This window comes from Rheinheimera sp. (assembly GCF_037442345.1).
GTDB lineage: Bacteria > Pseudomonadota > Gammaproteobacteria > Enterobacterales > Alteromonadaceae > Pararheinheimera.
Window position 1 is genome coordinate 37,114 of sequence record NZ_JBBIQL010000024.1, and the last position, 19,633, is coordinate 56,746.

General features: G+C 51.0%; 17 protein-coding genes. All 17 read left to right on the forward strand.

Features of this window, described 5'->3' with window-relative positions:
- Positions 1 to 21: 21 nt before the first annotated feature.
- The 17 genes from flhB (at position 22) to WKJ04_RS14900 (ending at position 19,607) form a co-directional block, all read left to right on the forward strand.
- Entirely contained in the window at positions 22 to 1,149 is a 1,128-nt protein-coding gene (gene flhB, locus WKJ04_RS14820) for a flagellar biosynthesis protein FlhB (RefSeq protein ID WP_337841089.1), read from the forward strand.
- 84 nt (positions 1,150 to 1,233) lie between these two features.
- Complete coding sequence (flhA, locus tag WKJ04_RS14825) at positions 1,234 to 3,342, forward strand: flagellar biosynthesis protein FlhA (protein WP_337881120.1); 2,109 nt, start codon at positions 1,234 to 1,236, stop codon at positions 3,340 to 3,342.
- Between the two features lie 10 nt (positions 3,343 to 3,352).
- Positions 3,353 to 4,756: a flagellar biosynthesis protein FlhF gene (gene flhF / locus WKJ04_RS14830; protein WP_337881121.1), complete on the forward strand. Its 1,404-nt coding sequence runs from the start codon at positions 3,353 to 3,355 to the stop codon at positions 4,754 to 4,756.
- Positions 4,757 to 4,796: 40 nt separating this feature from the next.
- On the forward strand, positions 4,797 to 5,627 hold the full coding sequence (locus WKJ04_RS14835; RefSeq protein WP_337841086.1) for a MinD/ParA family protein: 831 nt from the start codon (positions 4,797 to 4,799) through the stop codon (positions 5,625 to 5,627).
- On the forward strand, positions 5,624 to 6,343 hold the full coding sequence (locus WKJ04_RS14840) for an RNA polymerase sigma factor FliA (protein WP_337841085.1): 720 nt from the start codon (positions 5,624 to 5,626) through the stop codon (positions 6,341 to 6,343). The genes WKJ04_RS14835 and WKJ04_RS14840 overlap by 4 nt, the downstream gene beginning before the upstream one ends.
- Before the next feature lie 41 nt (positions 6,344 to 6,384).
- A complete protein-coding gene (gene cheY, locus WKJ04_RS14845) occupies positions 6,385 to 6,768 on the forward strand; it encodes a chemotaxis response regulator CheY (protein ID WP_337841084.1) in 384 nt (127 codons plus the stop codon).
- Positions 6,769 to 6,793: 25 nt separating this feature from the next.
- A complete protein-coding gene (locus WKJ04_RS14850; RefSeq protein ID WP_337881122.1) occupies positions 6,794 to 7,546 on the forward strand; it encodes a protein phosphatase CheZ in 753 nt (250 codons plus the stop codon).
- A gap of 16 nt (positions 7,547 to 7,562) precedes the next feature.
- Positions 7,563 to 9,788: a chemotaxis protein CheA gene (locus WKJ04_RS14855; protein WP_337881123.1), complete on the forward strand. Its 2,226-nt coding sequence runs from the start codon at positions 7,563 to 7,565 to the stop codon at positions 9,786 to 9,788.
- 11 nt (positions 9,789 to 9,799) lie between these two features.
- On the forward strand, positions 9,800 to 10,972 hold the full coding sequence (locus WKJ04_RS14860) for a chemotaxis response regulator protein-glutamate methylesterase (RefSeq protein WP_337881124.1): 1,173 nt from the start codon (positions 9,800 to 9,802) through the stop codon (positions 10,970 to 10,972).
- Entirely contained in the window at positions 10,965 to 11,708 is a 744-nt protein-coding gene (locus tag WKJ04_RS14865; protein WP_337881125.1) for a flagellar motor protein, read from the forward strand. Before WKJ04_RS14860 ends, WKJ04_RS14865 begins: the two co-directional genes overlap by 8 nt.
- A gap of 1 nt (position 11,709) precedes the next feature.
- A complete protein-coding gene (locus WKJ04_RS14870; RefSeq protein ID WP_337881126.1) occupies positions 11,710 to 12,699 on the forward strand; it encodes an OmpA family protein in 990 nt (329 codons plus the stop codon).
- Between the two features lies 1 nt (position 12,700).
- Entirely contained in the window at positions 12,701 to 13,480 is a 780-nt protein-coding gene (locus tag WKJ04_RS14875; protein ID WP_337841078.1) for a ParA family protein, read from the forward strand.
- 1 nt (position 13,481) lies between these two features.
- Positions 13,482 to 14,198 (forward strand): chemotaxis protein CheW, encoded by a 717-nt coding sequence (locus WKJ04_RS14880; RefSeq protein ID WP_337881127.1) that lies wholly within the window; start codon positions 13,482 to 13,484, stop codon positions 14,196 to 14,198.
- A 41-nt stretch (positions 14,199 to 14,239) separates the two neighbouring features.
- On the forward strand, positions 14,240 to 14,731 hold the full coding sequence (locus tag WKJ04_RS14885; protein ID WP_337841076.1) for a chemotaxis protein CheW: 492 nt from the start codon (positions 14,240 to 14,242) through the stop codon (positions 14,729 to 14,731).
- Positions 14,731 to 15,210: a DUF2802 domain-containing protein gene (locus tag WKJ04_RS14890; RefSeq protein WP_337841075.1), complete on the forward strand. Its 480-nt coding sequence runs from the start codon at positions 14,731 to 14,733 to the stop codon at positions 15,208 to 15,210. Before WKJ04_RS14885 ends, WKJ04_RS14890 begins: the two co-directional genes overlap by 1 nt.
- Positions 15,211 to 15,370: 160 nt before the next feature.
- Positions 15,371 to 16,495 carry a UDP-N-acetylglucosamine 2-epimerase (non-hydrolyzing) gene (gene wecB / locus WKJ04_RS14895; protein ID WP_337881128.1) on the forward strand — a complete coding sequence of 375 codons (1,125 nt, stop codon included), beginning with the start codon at positions 15,371 to 15,373 and terminating at the stop codon, positions 16,493 to 16,495.
- Between the two features lie 187 nt (positions 16,496 to 16,682).
- Positions 16,683 to 19,607, forward strand: a complete 2,925-nt coding sequence (locus tag WKJ04_RS14900) for an SLBB domain-containing protein (RefSeq protein WP_337881129.1) — start codon at positions 16,683 to 16,685, stop codon at positions 19,605 to 19,607.
- Positions 19,608 to 19,633: the final 26 nt, after the last annotated feature.

The window sequence follows — 19,633 nt, forward strand, 5'->3', positions numbered from 1 at the left end:
TGCTAAGTACGGGAGGCGCTAATGGCGGAATCCGGACAGGAAAAGACCGAACAGCCCACCAGTAAAAAACTGGCAGACACCCGTAAAAAAGGTCAGGTGGCACGGTCCAGGGATCTGGCAACTTTTGCGGTGCTGCTTGGCAGCAGTGCAGGTATTCTGATGTTTGGCTCTCAAATCGCGGCTTCAGTGCTGGAGGTGTGCCGTCGGCTGTTGTCGCTGGACGAAAAAGATATTTTTAACCCTTATTCCATGTTTACCGCCTGGGGCGATTCTATCTGGGAATTGTTACCGCCGCTGCTGAAGTTTTTCTTGCTGATTATGCTGGCCGCTTATGTCGGTAGCATTTTAGTGGGGGGCTACAACTTTACCTGGCAGGCCGTTGGCTTTAAGTGGAGCAAACTGAATCCTGCCAGCGGCCTTAAACGCATGTTTGGTATGCAGGCTATGGTGGAGTTGCTGAAAAGTGTGGGCAAAGTGCTGGTGATAGGGGGCTTGACTTACGCGCTACTCAGCACTTTTTTCGACGACATTATGGCGCTGTCGATGATGAGCACGCCGGACGACATCTATGGCGCTGTGGAAATTCTGGCCTGGGTGTTTTTTGGCATCTGTTGCAGCGTGATCGTCATTGCAATGATTGACGCGCCTTATCAGGCGTGGCAACACCATAAGAACCTGAAAATGACACTGCAGGAAGTCAAAGACGAATTTAAAAATCAGGAAGGGGACCCCAGAGTCAAGGGACGGATCCGTACCCTGCAGTATCAGGCTGCCAAGCGCCGCATGATGTCTGCCGTACCAACGGCCGATGTGGTGGTGACCAACCCGACGCACTTTGCCGTGGCACTGAAGTACGATCAAGCCAAGTTCCGCGCCCCTGTGGTCATTGCCAAAGGGGCTGACGAGGTGGCACTGATGATCCGTAAAATTGCCGAAGAAAATAAAGTGCCGGTGCTGGAATCTCCCGCACTGGCCCGTTCTGTCTTCTACACCACTGAACTGGACCAGCCCATACCTGAGCAGCTGTTTGCCGCGGTGGCGCAGGTACTGGCTTATGTTTATCAGCTGAATATGTTCCGCAAAGGCAAAGGCAAACGACCCAAAGCCCTGGCCAGGGAGCTGCCCATACCGGACGATTTCCGCCATTAAACCCGGGGGGGCCCGGTTGTTTAATCAAACTGGAACAGTTTTTGCCTTAGCCTGCTGAATGTCAGTAATTTGTCAGGTTCGAGCATGCAACAAGCCAAGCAGTTATTCTCCCGCATTGACCCGGAGCTATTGTCTTATGCCAAGGGGATAGGTACACCGTTGCTTATTATGGCGGCGCTGGCGATGGTGGTGTTGCCTCTGCCGCCACTGCTGCTGGATGTTTTGTTTACCTTTAATATTTCTTTAGGGCTGGTGGTGTTGCTGGTGACTGTGTACACCCGCAAACCACTGGACTTCGCCATTTTTCCAACCGTGATCCTGGTCGCCACCATTTTGCGGCTGACCCTGAATATCGCCAGCACCCGTGTCATTCTGCTGGAAGGCCATACAGGTTCAGATGCTGCAGGCAAAGTGGTCGAAGCTTTTGGCGAGGTGGTGATTGGTGGTAACTACGCTGTTGGTCTGGTGGTGTTTGCCATTCTGGTGATTATCAACCTGATGGTGGTGACTTCAGGTGCGGCCCGTATTTCAGAAGTGACAGCCCGCTTTACCCTGGATGCCATGCCAGGTAAACAAATGGCCATTGATGCCGACTTAAACGCCGGTTTTATTGATCAGGACCAGGCCCGCAAACGCCGCCAGGAAATTGGCGACGAGGCCGACTTTTACGGTTCAATGGACGGCGCCAATAAATTTGTGAAAGGTGATGCCATGGCAGGCCTGGTGATTATTGCCATCAATATCATTGGTGGTTTAATTATCGGCATTTTGCAGCACGATCTGCCCTTTATGGAGGCGGTTGAGATCTACACCATGCTGACCATAGGCGATGGCCTGGTGGCACAAATTCCTGGTCTGCTGCTGTCCATTGGGACCGCCATTATCGTAACCCGCCAGAACAAAGATTCGGATATGGGCGGGCAAATCGCCGAGCAGTTCAGCAATTTCAAAGTATTGGTGGTCGCCAGCGGCATTATGCTGATTATGGGCATAGTACCTGGCATGCCACACCTGGCATTTTTAACTCTGGCGGCTTTGTTGGGCGGCGCGGCTTATTACCTGTATCGACAAGCCAATCCGAAAGGGGGCGCCGTGGTGGAACCCCGTAAAACCGATGTGGTGCCGGGCAACGAAGTGGCTCCGGTCAAAGAAATCAGCTGGGACGACGTGCATCCGGTGGACACCATTGGCCTGGAAGTGGGTTACCGCTTAATTCCTCTGGTCGATAAGAGTCAGGGCGGTGAATTGCTCAACCGGATCAAAGGGGTGCGTAAGAAACTGTCACAGGAACTGGGTTTTCTGATCCCGGCCGTGCATATCCGCGATAACCTGGATTTAGAACCCAATACCTATCGCGTCACCATGATGGGGGTGACGACGGGCGAGTCGGAATTGCGTCATGACAATGAGCTGGCTATTAACCCGGGCCAGGTCTTTGGTACTGTCAAAGGCATAGCCACTAAAGACCCGGCCTTTGGCCTGGAAGCGGTGTGGATTGCCAAAGGCCAGCGTGAACATGCACAGACATTGGGTTATACGGTGGTGGATGCCGCCACTGTAGTGGCGACCCATTTAAGCCAGATCCTGACCAACAATGCGGCGCAGTTGCTGGGGCATGAAGAGGTGCAGAATCTGCTGGATATGCTGGCGAAAAGTTCCCCTAAACTGGTGGACGCCCTGGTGCCAGAAACCATGCAACTGACGGTGGTGGTTAAAGTGCTGCAGAACCTGCTGCATGAAGGCGTGCCCATCCGCGATATGCGTACCATAGTGCAGACTCTGGTGGACTATGGTGGCAAGAGTCAGGATGTTGACGTGTTAACGGCGGCGTGTCGGGTGGCGTTAAAACGGCTGATTATTCAGGAAGTCGCCGGCAGTGCCGCCGAAGTGCCGGTGATCACCTTTGCGCCTGAGTTGGAGCAGATGCTGCACCAGTCAATGCAATCCGGAGGCAGCGATGGTTCCGGCATAGAACCTGGCCTGGCGGAACGTATCCAGCAGTCGTTGGCAAGTGCGGCACAGAATCAGGAACTGGCGGGTGAGCCTGCCGTTTTACTGACCTCAGGTATTTTACGATCAGTAATGGCACGATTCGTGAAATACAGTATTCCAGGACTACGGGTATTGTCCTATCAGGAAATCCCGGATAACAAACAAATCCGCATTGTCAGTGTGGTCGGTCAGTCGAATTAGGAGTTGAGCCATGAAAATTAAACGCTTTGTTGCCAAAGATATGCGTACTGCGCTGACGGAAGTGAAAGAGTTTTTAGGGCCTGATGCCATTATCCTGTCGAATAAAAAGGTGGCAGGAGGTGTTGAAATTGTTGCTGCCATTGACCCGGATGCCGCGCCAGCCAAGGCATTGCAGGAAACGCAGCCGGAGCAGACAACCAAAGCCTCAACGGGCTCCCGCCTGAACATTAAAGTGGATGACGAGGAAGACGTGGCACCAGCCGATTCCTTGCAAGCCTTGCTGGCCCGTCAAATCAGCAAACAACCAGCAGGCACAGCCGCTGCCAATAAACTGACGCAGTCTAAGGCGGTGGTGACAAACAACCCATTGTTTTCGGCTAAAAATCAACCAGTTGCATCAGGGGAGCGTCAAAGTTCCGCCATGGCTGGTTTTAACATGTCGGAACTGACCAAATACCAGGAACAACAAGCCCGACTGATGCAACAACAGATGGATTCGTTGCGCAATGAAATGTTGTCCATGAAACAGCTGCTGACGCATCAGGTTTCAGGTCTGATGTGGCAGGACCTGGCCCGACGTGAACCTATGCGGGCGCTGGTGATTGAGAAGTTGCGTGAAATGGGCCTGTCTGAAGCTGCCGCCGATCAAATTGCCTGTTTTATGCCGGAAGACATCAGTGATGCTGAGGCCTGGGACAGTGCGCTGGAATTGTTAACAGGCCAGTTGATTACCACCAATGATGACATTATGCGTCGTGGCGGTATCGTCGCGTTGGTGGGGCCCACTGGCGTTGGCAAAACCACCACAGTGGCCAAGCTGGCGGCACAGTTTGCCAAACGCCATGGCGCGGATCAGGTGGCGCTGATCACCACAGACAGCTTCCGTATCGGCGCTTTTGAGCAGTTGGCGACTTTTGGCCGTATTATCGGCTGTCCGGTGAAACAGGCGAAAGACAGCGACGAACTGGCCATGCTGCTGTCGCAGTTGCAACAGCGTAAACTGGTGTTAATAGACACCGCAGGAATGAGCCAGCGTGATGTGCGACTGGCTGAAAAACTTGCATCTTTAGTGCATAATTCACGTGCCAAAATAAAGAGTTATCTGGTATTGTCTGCGACATCACAGGCCCGCGTGATGCAGGAGACCGTGGAACACTTCAAACGGATCCCGCTGTCGGGTTGTATTTTCACCAAACTTGATGAATGCTTAAGTTTGGGGGAAATTATTAATGTCGCGATCCAGAATGCCCTGCCAGTCAGCTACCTGACCAATGGTCAGCGGGTACCGGAAGACATCGAAATGGCGGATGCCAAAGCGCTGGTCGCGCAAGCAGAACAATTGCGGATCTCCAACAGTAGTGCGGGTTATCAGTGGTATAACGAGACAACCCGGATGGACGGAACCTATGCCTAATCTTCAGATAAATGACGATCAAGCCAGTGGTCTGAGACGAATGAAACAACAAATAATTAAAGTCATCGCAATAACAGGCGGCAAAGGGGGCGTGGGCAAAACCAACGTCTCGCTGAACCTGGCGATGGCGATGTCGCAATTGGGCAAAAAGGTGCTGGTGCTGGATGCTGACCTTGGGTTAGCCAATTGTGACGTCATGTTGGGGTTGCGGGTCGAAAAAAACCTGTCCCACGTATTGTCCGGCGAAGCGGAACTGGATGACATTCTGATTGAGGGCCCTTTTGGTATCAAGATTGTGCCTGCCACGTCTGGGACTCAGTCAATGACCGAACTGAAACCCGCCGAACATGCCGGCCTTATCCGTGCCTTCAGTGAAATGCGCACCCGCTTTGATGTGTTGCTGGTCGATACCGCTGCCGGTATTTCTGACATGGTGCTGAGCTTTTCCCGTGCCTCGCAGGATGTGTTGGTGGTGGTCTGTGATGAACCTTCATCTATTACGGACGCTTATGCGCTGATGAAAATTTTAAGTCGCGAACATGGTGTGCAGCGCTTTAAAATTGTCGCCAATATGGTGCGCTCATTAAAAGAAGGGCAGGAGCTGTTTGCCAAATTAAGCAGAGTGACAGACCGCTTTTTGGATGTGACATTGGAACTGGTGGCGACCATACCTTTTGATGAAAATGTACGTAAGGCGGCGCGTAAGCAAAAAGCTTTTGTGGAAGCATTTCCAAAAACCCCGGCCTCCTTGGCCATTCGAACCTTGGCTACCCGTGCAGTGCAATGGCCAATTCCTCCCGTAGCCTCAGGTCATCTCGAGTTTTTCTTAGAACAATTGGTGCAGCAGCCTGAAGCGCGAGGTCTGGTTTGAACAGTAAACTCGCGGCCTACGGTGCCGCTGATCAGCTGAATCAACTGGTGGAGCGCCATGCTCCGCTGGTTAAACGAATTGCCTACCATTTACTTGCCCGATTGCCTGCCAGTGTGCTGGTTGATGACTTAGTCCAGGCCGGCATGATTGGGCTGATTGAAGCCGCGAAAAATTTTGATGGCAGCAAAGGTGCCAGCTTTGAAACCTTCGCCGGTATCCGTATCCGCGGTGCCATGCTCGATGAAATCCGTCGTGGTGACTGGACCCCCCGTTCTGTGCACCGAAACTCCCGAATGATTGCCGAGGCCATAGCTGAACTGGAAGGCCAGTTGGGCCGGGACGTCAAAGATATTGAAGTTGCTGAAAAGCTTGATATATCTTTAGAGGAGTATCATCATATGCTCAGTGACGCCAGCAGTGGCCGGATCATCGGAATTGAAGATCTGGGCATCTCGGAAGATGTGCTGGTGACGGCAGATGACACTGATGATGATCATTTGTACGAACAACAGGCAAACGATGCGTTTCAGCAGGCACTGGTCAAAAATATCAGTAGCCTGCCGGAGCGGGAAGCGATAGTGTTGTCACTGTATTATAATGACGAGCTCAATTTGAAAGAGATTGGCGCCGTATTGGATGTCAGCGAGTCACGGGTTAGTCAGATTCATAGTCAGGCCTTGGTGCGGCTTCGCTCCAGGATGCAGGATTGGTTGTAATAGTTTGGGAGCCTTAGATTGGGCGCTCATCGGAGGGGACTTTGGATAAGAATATGAAGATTCTTGTGGTTGATGACTTTTCAACTATGAGACGGATCATCAAAAACCTGTTAAGAGATCTGGGTTTCACCAATGTGCAGGAAGCCGATGACGGCAGTACTGCCTTGCCTATGTTACAAAATGGCGATTTTGATTTTGTGGTGACCGACTGGAACATGCCGGGAATGCAGGGCATTGACCTGCTGCGTGCTATTCGCGCCGATGGGAAACTGAAACATATCCCTGTGCTGATGGTGACTGCCGAAGCGAAAAAAGAACAAATTATTGCGGCCGCTCAGGCCGGGGTTAACGGCTATATTGTCAAACCATTCACTGCGGCGACATTACAGGAAAAGCTGGCCAAAATCTTCGAACGTCTGGGTTAGTCGGTAACTGACAAAGGAGTACACCATGTCTGTACCTACGGCACCTCTGATTTCGCTGGATCAGGCACGTGAGCTGGTCCAGTTGCTGGAGATGGGCGAAACCGATGCTGCAAACCAGATGGTACAGCAACTGGCGGTGCCAGGCTCTTCTGAACTATTTGCCGAGGTTGGTAAGCTGACCCGGCAGTTACACAATTCGCTGACCAGCTTTCAGGTCGACCCCTCTTTAAATTCTCTGCTGGAAGAAGACATTCCAGATGCCAAAATGCGGCTTAATCACGTCATAGATATGACGGAGCAGGCCGCAAACAAAACGATGGATGCGGTTGAAAACTGTCTGCCCATTGCTGATGAATTAAATAACAAACTTCAGGCTATTATTCCTGTCTGGCAACGCTTGATGAGCCGGGATATGAAGGTGGGTGAATTCAAAAGCCTCTGCCATAACCTGGATGGCTTTTTACATCAGGCAACAGGCAACTCCGCAACGTTACACAGCTTGTTGACCGAAGTGCTGATGGCGCAGGATTACCAGGATTTAACCGGGCAGATATTGCGACGAGTGATCGAGCTGGTCCGCGAAGTCGAAACCAGCCTGATTGGGCTGCTGACCGCTTTTGGGCAGACGAATTTACCTGTAGAAGAGCGCCCTGCGGCTGCGAAGAAGCAAAAAGCCGGGCATGAGGCTGAAGGTCCGATCATTGATAAGGAAGGCCGTGATGATGTGGTCTCCGGCCAGGATGATGTGGACGATTTATTATCAAGTTTAGGTTTCTAAGAAGAGGTGCTGTGGCATGGGCTTTGATTTAGATGAGGATATTTTACAGGATTTCCTAGTCGAAGCCGGCGAGATCCTCGAACAGTTGCAGGAGCAGCTGGTTGAGCTGGAAAACAACCCGGATGACGCCAACTTATTGAACGCAATTTTCCGGGGGTTCCACACTGTTAAGGGTGGTGCAGGTTTTCTTTCGCTGACTGAATTGGTTGACGCCTGTCATGGCGCCGAAAACGTCTTCGATATTTTGCGGACCGGCAAGCGCCGGGTGACGGCTGAATTGATGGATGTCATTCTGCAGGCACTGGATGCCGTGAATGCAATGTTTGTTAATGTGCAGAACCGTGAACCCTTGGTCCCTGCAGACCCTGCCATTATTGACGCCTTACACAGACTGAGCCTTCCAGAAGGCGAAGAAGACTCCCATCATGCAGCCGCACCTGCAGTCGCAGCTGCGCCAGAGCCTGAACCTGAAATCAGTATGGAAGAGTTTGATGCTGTGGTTGGTTTTGCTGATGGGGCAACAGAAAGCAGTTCAGGTTCCATCGACGATATCAGTGAAGATGAATTTGAATCCCTGTTAAATGAATTGCATGGCAGTGATGGTGCACCAGGCCGCGAGAAAAAATTACCGCCTCCGGCCACATCTGAACTGGCCAGCGACGACATTACCGACGATGAGTTTGAGGCCATACTCGACCAGTTGCACGGCAAAGGTTCTTTTGTTCCTGGCGAATCTGCTGCTGAGACAGCGGCGGCCAAAGTGCCTGACACAAAAACGCCTGCGACGGCGGCCTCAGGCGATGATATTTCTGAGGATGAGTTTGAAAACCTGCTCGATCAACTGCACGGCAAAGGCAAAGCCCCAGCAGCTGTGGCTGCCAAAGCTGAAGCTGTAAAAGCCGAGCCGGTAAAAACACCAGTGCCAGCGAAAGCCGAACCAGCCAAAGCTGAAGCGGCTAAAGCGGAACCTGCTGCAGCCAAACCTGTGCTGGGTGCCGTTAAGGAAGGGGATGCTGAGCGCAAAGAAGCGGCTCAGGCGGAAACCACAGTGCGGGTGGATACCAAACGTCTGGATCAGATCATGAATATGGTCGGCGAGCTGGTCTTGGTGCGTAATCGTCTGGTTAGTCTGTCTGCATCGGCGCAGAATGAAGAAATGAGTAAAGCCATTTCCAATCTGGACGTGGTGACTGCGGACCTGCAAGGGGCCGTGATGAAGACCCGGATGCAGCCGATCAAAAAAGTGTTTGGTCGTTTCCCCCGCGTGGTTCGCGATTTAGCCCGTTCCCTGCAAAAAGAAATTAATCTTGAGCTTGAAGGTGAAGAGACAGATTTAGACAAAAACCTGGTGGAGGCCCTGGCAGACCCGCTGGTCCACCTGGTGCGTAATTCAGTTGACCACGGCATTGAAATGCCGGACGTCCGGGTCAAGTCAGGTAAACCCCGTATGGGTCAGGTGAAGCTGGCAGCTGCGCAGGCGGGTGACCATATTCTATTGACCATTCAGGATGACGGTGCCGGTATGGACCCGGAAAAACTGAAGTCTATTGCGATCAAGCGGGGGGTGCTGGATCCGGACGCTGCCACTCGTATGTCGGATCAGGAAGCCTTTAACCTTATTTTCGCGCCAGGTTTTTCGACCAAAGAGCAGATATCTGATATCTCTGGTCGAGGTGTGGGTATGGATGTGGTGAAGACCAAAATTACCCAGCTGAACGGCACAGTGACTATCCACTCCAAACTGGGGCAGGGCACGCTGCTGGAAATTAAAGTGCCGCTGACGCTGGCAATTTTGCCAACCCTGATGGTCGTGGTCGGTCAACAGACCTTCGCCTTGCCACTGGCAACTGTCAGTGAGATTTTCCACCTCGACTTGTCGAAAACCAACAATGTCGATGGTCAACTGACCATAGTGGTGCGGAATAAAGCCATTCCGTTGTTCTACCTTGAGCACTGGCTGGTGAAGAAATCCAACAAAAAGCTGCGGCGTGACCAGGGCCATGTGGTCATTTTACAACTGGGCACTCAGCAGGTTGGTTTTGTGGTGGACTCACTGATTGGTCAGGAAGAAGTGGTGATCAAGCCGCTGGATAACCTGCTACAGGGAACCCCTGGCATGGCTGGTGCCACTATTACCTCAGATGGTGGTATTGCACTGATTCTGGATGTACCGAATCTGCTGAAGCATTATGCGAAACGTTCGAAAATTAAGTTTGATCGTTTTGACAAGTTTTCAGCCTAAGAGGGGTCTGTATGGCCATTCGGGTTTTGATTGTTGATGATTCCAGTTTTTTCCGCCGGCGTCTGAGCGAGATTATCGGTCAGGACCCGGAGCTGGAAGTCATTGCGACCGCCAATAATGGTAAAGAAGCCGTGGAAAAGGCCGCTACGCTGCGACCTGATGTCATCACCATGGATATTGAAATGCCGGTGATGGATGGCATACAGGCGGTGAGGGAAATTCTCAAAACCCAGCGCACGCCTATTCTGATGTTTTCCTCATTAACGCATGAAGGGGCGAAAGCCACACTGGATGCACTGGAAGCGGGTGCCATCGATTTCTTGCCAAAGAAGTTTGAAGACATTGCCCGGGATAAAGCTGAAGCCATTGAGTTGTTGCGCCAGCGTGTGAAAGCCGTGGCCAGGCGGCGAGCCATCAGCAGACCTTCCAGTGCTGCGGCCAGCACAACCTCCGCTTTTTCTGCCCGCCCAACGCCTGTGCCTGACAGCAACCGCTCTGGCATCACCCAATCTCTGGCCGCCAAGGCTTTGGCTGAACGTGCTGAGTTGGCGCAAAAAGCGCAGGAAAAAGCCGAAAGTCGGGGCAGTTTCAGTGCCAGCGGCAAGAGTTATAAGTTGGTTGCTATTGGTACCTCCACTGGGGGGCCAGTTGCCTTGCAACAAATTATCACCGCTTTGCCAGCAAATTTTCCTCTGCCTATAGTGCTGGTGCAGCATATGCCTGCTGCTTTTACCGGCGCTTTTGCCAACAGATTAAATGCTCTGTCCAAAATCGAAGTGCGGGAAGCCCAGGATAATGATCTGTTAAAGCCGGGAGTCGCTTATTTGGCGCCTGGTGGTAAACAAATGCTGGTGGATGGCACTGAAAGTCAGGGCAAGTTGCGGATCCGTGAGGATGATTCGCCACGTATTACCTTTAAACCCAGTGTTGATATTACCTTTGGCAGTGCGGCGAAAGTGTTCAGCGATAAAGTGCTGGCTATTGTGTTGACGGGCATGGGATCAGACGGACGGGAAGGATGCCGGTTACTCAAACAGTTGGGGTCCCGGGTGTGGGCACAGGATGAAGCCAGCTGTGTGGTGTATGGCATGCCGCAGGCCGTGACGGCTGCGGGTCTGACCGACCTGGAAGTGGCCCTGTCGGATGTCGCAGGTCGCATCCTGACTGAAACAGGTCATGGATAAACTTAGCTTTGCTGGCATAGTGCTGGCCTGTGTGGCAATTTTAGGCGGCTTTAGTCTGGAAGGCGGTGAGGTGCTGCAGCTGTGGCATGCTCCCGCTTTTTTTATTGTGGTGGGCGGCACTTTGGGCGCCGTGATGCTGCAAAGTCCATGGCCGCAGTTCAGGCAAGGGATGCAGCTTCTGCTTTGGGTGATACGGCCACCCAAAATGGACTTTACCGACAGCATTTACCGCATTTCTGAATGGGGCCATGCAGCCAGGCTGCACGGTTTTCTGGCGCTGGAGCAGGTGGCTTTTGATGAAGAGCAACCGCTGCTCAAACGTGGCTTAAACTTATTGGTTGATGGCACTGAAGCCGATTTATTACGGGATATTCTGGATACAGAGCTGCATCTGGAGAATGACAGATTACAACGGGCGAGCCGTGTCTATGACGCCATGGGGGGCTACAGTCCCACCATCGGCATTGTGGGGGCCGTGCTTGGGTTAATACTGGCGCTGGCGGATATCTCTGATCCAGCAGCTTTGGGTCAGGGCATTTCTACCGCTTTTGTGGCCACTATTTATGGGGTGGGGTTGGCGAATCTGCTGTTTATTCCTGTAGCCAATAAAATTCGCGCTATTCTGGAAGAGCAGCTGTTATACCAGGCCATGCTGATTGAAGGACTCTGTTCCATAGCCCGTGGCGAAAATCCGCGCACAGTAGAGCTGAAGCTGCTGGCATACAAGGCCGACTGATATGTACAGGCCGCGTCAAAGTACAGTGCAGCACAATGATAAAACCGGGGCAGAGCGCTGGCTGATTTCCTACGCGGATTACATGACCTTGTTGTTTGCGCTTTTTGTGGTGCTGTTTTCATTGTCCAGCATGAAAAAAGAACAGTTTGATGCCATCAGTCAGACCATTGCCGGACTTTTTGCGGCGCAGCAGCAGGCCAGTGCCCGGCCCGTGGGGGACCAGCCGCTGCCTGCAGAATCTGAAGTCACAGAGATGGAGTTGGAATCCTCAGGGGTTGAGGCACAAGCCAAAGGCCCAACATTGTTAACCGAACACACTGAGCTGGTTCCTTTTGATGAAAGCAAATTAGGCAGCCCTCTGGTGGAATTGGACGCAGAATTCAGGCAAAGCCTGACCGATTTAACTGAAAAGGGGTTGGCGAAAATACAGCGGGACGATGACTGGCTCACTATTGAACTGAGCAGTTCGATGCTGTTCAGCAGTGGCAGTGCAACGCCGAACAACTCAGCAAAAGCCGTGATGCAGGCGTTGACTGAATTGCTGCAACGTCACCAGAATTACCTGCGAGTGCGTGGCTACACAGATTCTGAACCGATCCACAACGAGCTTTTCCCGTCCAATTGGGAATTGTCGGTGGCCCGGGCCACCGCCATACTAAGGTTATTGCAGGATTTTGGTATCACGCCTGGCCGGTTGGCCGCAGAAGGTTATGGTCAGTATTCACCTTTTGCCGAGAACAGCAGTGAAGCAGGCAGGGCGGAAAACCGTAAGGTGGTGATTGCCGTTTCCCGTTTTGCTTACCAGGCTCCGGTACCGGTGGCCGCAGAAGCGGGAAACACCACAGCAGTCCCTGATTCAGGGGCTGTTACGCAGCAGTCTGACGAGGTGCGGATCCGGGTGATCCGATTGCCTCACGGCGGAATTCGAATCAGCACCCGGCCACCGGCGCCGGGCGAGGCAGAAGTGTCTCCAACACAGCAGGAACAGTAAATTGGTAGTCTGGACTATAGCGAATCAAAAAGGTGGGGTAGGTAAAACTACCACGACTGTGACTTTAGGGGCTTTATTGGCGGAACGGGGCTACCGGGTATTGTTGGTCGACACCGATCCGCACGGCTCCCTGACTTATTATTTTGGTATTGATGCCGAAGAGCTTGAAGTTAGCGTCTATGACATTTTCCTGCGTGGTAAGGACATCAGTAAAGAAGAAATTTTACAGTCACTGTGCCCAAGCAAAGTAAAAAACCTGGATATTCTACCCACATCCATGGCGCTTGCCACCCTGGACCGCTCCCATGGTCAGCAGGGGGGCATGGGGTTGGTGCTGAAAAAAGCACTGCAAAAAATTGAAGATGAATACGATTACGTGTTGATTGACTGTCCACCAGTGATAGGGGTGTTGATGGTCAATGCGATGGCTGCCTGTGACCGTATTTTGATTCCTGTACAATGTGAGTTTCTGGCTTTAAAAGGCCTGGATCGGATGATTGCGACCATGCAGTTGATGCATAGCTCCAGCCCACATGAGTATGCGTTCAGCATAGTGCCCACTATGTACGACAAACGCACTAAAGCCGCACTGGAGGCCTACAAAGCCTTAAAAGCACAATACGGCGAACGCGTCTGGTCGGCAGTGATCCCCATTGATACCAAATTCCGCGATGCCAGCGTGGCGCAGACGCCACCGCCTGTATTTGCACCCAAGTCACGTGGGGTGTTTGCTTACAACACCTTACTGACCTATTTATTACAGCTGACACCGGAGGACTGAGATGAGCGATTTGCAAGCCAGCTCCAAGGTGATGAAACACTATCTGAAAGCGTTGTTGACTGAAGACGAGGTAAAAGCGGCTCCGGTATTACAGGAAGAAAAAAAGCAACAGCTGAATGAATTGCTGGCGCCTGTTTCTGCACCTGTGGTGGCCAAAACGGCGCCTGCACCTGTGGTGCCGAAAGTGGCCGTTGCCACTGCAGCACCAGCCGTTGCTCCGATAGTGCCTGTTATTGCCAAACCACCGATCAAAACGGTGGCAGAAAAGGCCTATCGCAAAGGTCGTTTTCAGGCCTTATTTTTCTCTGTCGCTGGTTTAAAAATTGCGTTGCCATTAAAAGAGCTGGGCGGTATCCACAAAATTGTACCGCTGAAGTCCTTGCCTGGTCAGCCGAGCTGGTTGCAAGGGGTGATGTTGTACCGCGAGCAGAAGATCAATGTGGTGGATACAGCACAATGGGTTATGCCGGAAAAATACGACAGCCAGTTACAGGAACAACTAAACTATCAATACGTTATTATGCTAGGCAATAGCCATTGGGGTTTGGCTTGTGATACCTTGGTCAACACAATAGCGCTGGAGCAGGATGACGTGAAATGGCGCGAAACCGAAGGAAAAAGACCCTGGTTGGCGGGGCTGATTAAACAACATATGTGTGCATTGCTGGATGTCGATGCGATGATCGAATTACTGGCAAAAGGCTTAAACAGTCAGTAGTCTGACAACAATTTTGAATGAATCTTGGGTAGGAGCTCGGCATGAGTAATTTAACGGCAACCGCAAAAGCCAAAGAAGTCTCTGACATTGTGTTGCAGTGGGTCACTTTTAAACTGCAGGAAGAAACCTACGGCATTAATGTGATGCAGGTGCAGGAAGTATTACGTTATACCGATATTGCTCCAGTGCCGGGGTCGCCAGACTATGTATTGGGTATTATTAACCTGCGCGGTAATGTGGTCACAGTCATTGATACCCGTGCCCGTTTTGGCCTGGTCGGTGCAGAAGTGACGGACAACAGCCGTATTGTGATTATTGAAGCTGAACGTCAGGTAATTGGTATTCTGGTCGACAGTGTGGCGGAAGTGGTGTACCTGAAACAATCGGAAATTGATACTGCTCCTAATGTGGGGACGGATGAAAGCGCCAAGTTTATTCAGGGCGTGTCAAACCGCGACGGTGAACTTTTAATCCTGGTCGATCTGAACAAACTGCTGTCCGATGACGAGTGGGAAGAGATTAGTTCGATCTGATGTTGGACTCTTTACCTTTATCAGCCTGGTATGGATTGGCGGCGGTGGCCGTCATTCTGCTGTTTGCTGTGGTGCTTGCTTTTGCTGCTGCGCGGCAGAACCGCAAATTACTGGCCATTATCAATGAAAATGCTGCGGCCAGCTGGCAGCAGCAACAGTTGTTGGAGCAACTTCAGGTTCAGCAACAAAAACAACAGCAACAAACTCAGGCTGAAATTGAAGAGCTGCGCACTACGGTAATTGGGGTTGGGCAGCGGGTTCTTTCGCTGGAAAGTCTGCTCCGCCAAAGCCAGCAGCAACTGGAACAAGTAGCTGAACAGCAACAATCCATCCAGCTGTTTGATCCTGAATCTAAAATTTACAGCCGCGCGATGAAGATGGTTCAGCTGGGTGCCAGCCTGGATGAAATTATGCGTGAATGTGAATTGCCACAAGCCGAAGCCGAGTTGTTGTTTAACTTGCATAAGCAGTCGCAATAAGTCCTGCAAACTAACAGATGTTTCCATGAGTGCCGGCATTCTGAGCAAAGTCGCTTCAGTTTCAATTCAGCCTGAGGTTTTTATGCTGCGGTGCAGACAGACTTTCTGCTACCATCAGCAGCAGTTCGACCTGAACTACATCAACTAAACGGATCCTTGCATGATTAAAGTACTGAGTGTATTTGGCACCCGCCCTGAAGCTATTAAAATGGCTCCGCTGGTAAACCTGTTAAAAGACAGTGATGGTATCGAAAGCAAAGTCTGTGTCACAGGGCAGCACCGGGAGATGCTGGATCAGGTCTTGAAGCTGTTTGATATTCAGCCTGATTATGACCTGGCCATTATGAAAGCCGGCCAGGATTTGTATGATGTTACCACCAGTATTTTGCTTAACATTAAACCGGTGTTACGTGAATTTAAACCCGATATTGTGTTAGTACATGGGGATACCAGTACTACTTTTGCTGCGGCACTGGCTTGTTACTACGAAAAAATAGCTGTGGGTCATGTGGAAGCCGGACTACGCACCGGTAATATCTATAGTCCCTGGCCTGAGGAAGCAAACCGTAAGCTGACCGGGGCTCTGACCAAACTGCATTTTGCGCCCACCGAAACTTCAAAACAAAACTTGCTGAATGAACAAATCCATGCCGCCGGTATTGTTGTGACTGGTAACACAGTGATCGATGCCTTGCATCAGGTCGTCGCGAAAATTGATGCAGACGCTGCTTTGGTTCAGAAATATCAGCAGCAGTTTCCTTATGGTCTGAATGGTCGCCGGTTAATTCTGGTGACCGGCCATCGTCGCGAGAGTTTTGGTTCTGGTTTTGAAAATATCTGCGCAGCTCTGAAACAGATTGCAGAACAGTTCCCTGATGCGGACGTGCTCTACCCAGTGCATTTAAACCCGAATGTACGTGAGCCGGTATTCCGTCTGCTCAGTGACACGCGCAATGTGCATCTGATCGAACCCCAGGACTATCTGCCTTTTGTCTATCTGATGAGCCGCAGTTATCTGGTACTGACCGACTCAGGCGGTATTCAGGAAGAAGCTCCATCGTTGGGCAAACCTGTGCTGGTGATGCGGGACACCACGGAGCGGCCTGAAGCTGTTGCTGCGGGCACGGTAAAACTGGTGGGGACAGATACAGAGGTTATTGTGGCTGAAGTCCGTAAACTGATGACTGACCAGAGTTACTACGAGCAGATGAGTTTTGCGCATAATCCTTATGGCGATGGCCAGGCTTGTGCTCGTATCGTCGAAGCAATTAAACAAGGATTTTGATTTTCAGGCCGTTTGAATAAAAGCTGAAGCGCGTGATTGTTGTGCGATGTGACAAAGACTCTCACAAGTTTTTACTCGCCCTGATTAGTTGAACAGGGTAAACTTTGCAACCTTGTTTTGTAGGATTAATGTGATGCGGGACAGGAAATAAAACCCGTGGTAAATACAAGTACTTATGGAGCCAGTTGTGTTAAAAAAGTTGCTGAAACTCGCTGTAAGTAGTGTGGCTATTCTGTGTTTTGTGTCACAGGCCGCTGTTACTCCTTCTCCCGCCATGATGGCTCAGTTCAAAAACCTGCCCGCCGCCGAGCAGCAAAAGTTAGCGAAACAATATGGTATTAATTTGCCTGCCGGGATGAATCAAACCTCATCGGCGGAGCAATTAGGGGCAAATACAGAAGTTCTTGTACCAAAAGGATCTGCGAATTTCAGTGGCTCCGCGCTGCAACAGTCGACTAACGACGTTCTGCTTGCTGATCCGGACAAACCTCAACGTTTTGGGATGAATTTGTTCAGTGCACAGGTAAGCACTTTTGCACCGGTTGATAATGCACCTGTTGCTGACAGTTACCGTTTAGGCCCTGACGATACCTTATTGGTGCAATTGTACGGCAAGAACAATGACAGTTATGAGCTGATTATCAGTAGAGATGGCACGGTCAACCTGTCAGATATTGGGCCGGTTGCTATCGGGGGGCTGAGTTTCTCAGAAGCAAGCGAACTGATAAAAAGCAAAATTTCTGAGGCTATGCTCGGTGTTGACGCAGCTATCAGCATGGGCAAGTTAAGAACGATCAACGTATTTGTTGCAGGTGAAGCAAAAAATCCGGGTATGTATTCGGTATCGGCGATGACAAGTGTCACTCAGGCGCTGTACCTTGCAGGTGGTGTTTCTGATATCGGGAGTTTACGCAATATTCAAATCAAACGTGCCGGAAAGACGGTCGGACATTTTGATTTATATGATCTGTTGCTAAGAGGGGACAGTTCAGCGGATATCCTGCTTCGCCATGGTGATGTGGTGTTTGTTGCTCCAATCAAAGGCACGGCCCAGGCTTTGGGTGAAGTGAAACGACCTGCCATTTATGAAATAGCCTCTGGTGAAAATTTGGATACATTGCTGTCTATGGCGGGGGGGGCTGCTGCAGGTGCTTACCCGCAGGCTGTTGTACTGGAAAGATACAACAGCAATAATTTGCGCGATTTGCTCAATTTAGACCTGACCAAAGCAGAGAATCGCAAAATCCCGCTTCGGGATGGCGATATTCTTCGTATTGCAGAAACCTCTCCCCGAATCGAAAATGTCATTACTCTTGCAGGTGCAGTTGTGCGCCCGGGCCTTTATGCTTGGCAGCAAGGGCAACGTATCAATAATTTAATCAGTTCATTTTGGTCAGATTTGTTGTTAACTGTGGACCTGGATTACGCGCTGGTTGTCCGCGAAACCAATAATGTTGGGGACGTGAAGGTCATCCAGTTTAATTTAGCCAATGCAGTCAATTCACCGGCGTCAGCGGACAACGTTGCCCTAATGCCCCGCGATATTGTTCTGATTTTTCATCATGCTGATCAGACTTACCAACGTGCCGAGCTTAACTCCTATTTGAGAAAGCAGATTGAACAACGGCTTCAGTCAACCCAGGATATGCAATGGGCTGCAACTGAAGATTTGGCCAAAAAAGCATTCTCTCAGTTGTTGCGTCGTACTGAGCTGCACCGTGAGGCTGCCGCAAAGCGTGGTGTCAGTCAATTTATCGCTGGGCAACAAATTCGTAACAGAGCCTCGATGCTGGACAGCATGACCCTGAGTGCTGCCGGAGATCAGGACCCGACAGCGGATCAATCTGTGTTGCAGCTTGCACAGCGCAACGCGCAGGTGCAGGCTAACCAAACTGCAGATAGCTCCATCATTAATAACGCTGTTAATGAAGTGGTTGGTTCAAAAGCACTGCCAGAAGAAATGGCCCGTGTGATGCGCAGTCTCTACTACGACAAAGATTTGCTGTCATTGTCAGCAAGCTTAACCCGGACCGAATTGTTGTATCCTCTGGTCGAACGTTTGAGAGTTCAGGCTCGTACCGGAGAAAGTGCGTTATTGGTCCGGGTCCAGGGGGAAGTCCGGGTGCCGGGAGAATACCCGTTGGTTGAACATGCCGACGTATCTTCATTGGTTATGGCGGCTGGCGGTTTTACAGAAGCTGCTTATCTTGGTCGTGCTGAGATTACCCGTGCAGTTGCCGCTTCCGCTCATGAAAACGGCATTGAAGTCGAGAATATCTCCGTGGATCTGCAAGCTGCATTTAATGGATCCCAGAGCTTTGCACTTCAAAGTCGCGACAGACTAAATGTGTTCCCAATACCAAACTGGAATATCGATCAGGTTGTGGAAGTGCGCGGGGAAGTACGTTTTCCTGGTCGCTACACCATTAAGCGTGGTGAAAAATTATCTGATGTGATTGTACGGGCAGGTGGTTTGACAGGGAATGCCTTTGCCGAAGGCGCTATCTATACGCGTGACAGCGTACGCGAACGTGAGCGCCTTCAGCTTAAAAAATTATCAGAGCAGCTACGCTCAGATATAGCTACGAAATCACTGACCGCAGATAAATCTCTCGGCGGCGGTATGGCTGCTTCAGCACAAGAATCATTATTGATGATAGAGCAAATTGAAAAGCAGGAGCCCGTAGGACGATTGGTGCTGGATTTAGATGCCGTGATTGCTTCTGAGTCGACGGCAGATATCCAAGTCGAAGACGGTGACCTGCTTTATATCCCTCGCTCTGATTTTACCGTTTCAGTGGTTGGTGAAGTACAACATGCCAGCAGCCATCGCTATAAAGAGGGCCTGACCCTACAAGATTACTTAGATTTGGCAGGTGGAATGCGCAAGCGTGCTGACAAAGAACGGGTGTATGTCATTAAGGCCAACGGTTCAGTGCAAATTCCCAGCACATCAAGTTGGTTCGCTGTGGCTCAGGACACACTTCAGCCAGGCGATACCATAGTGGTCCCTGTAGATACCGAATATAAGGATAACCTGTCACTTTGGACCGCCGTTACTCAGATCTTCTATCAGTCTGCCGTAGCTATTGCTGCAATAAACAGTTTCTGATCAGCGTAGACGGAAGTCAGAGAAAA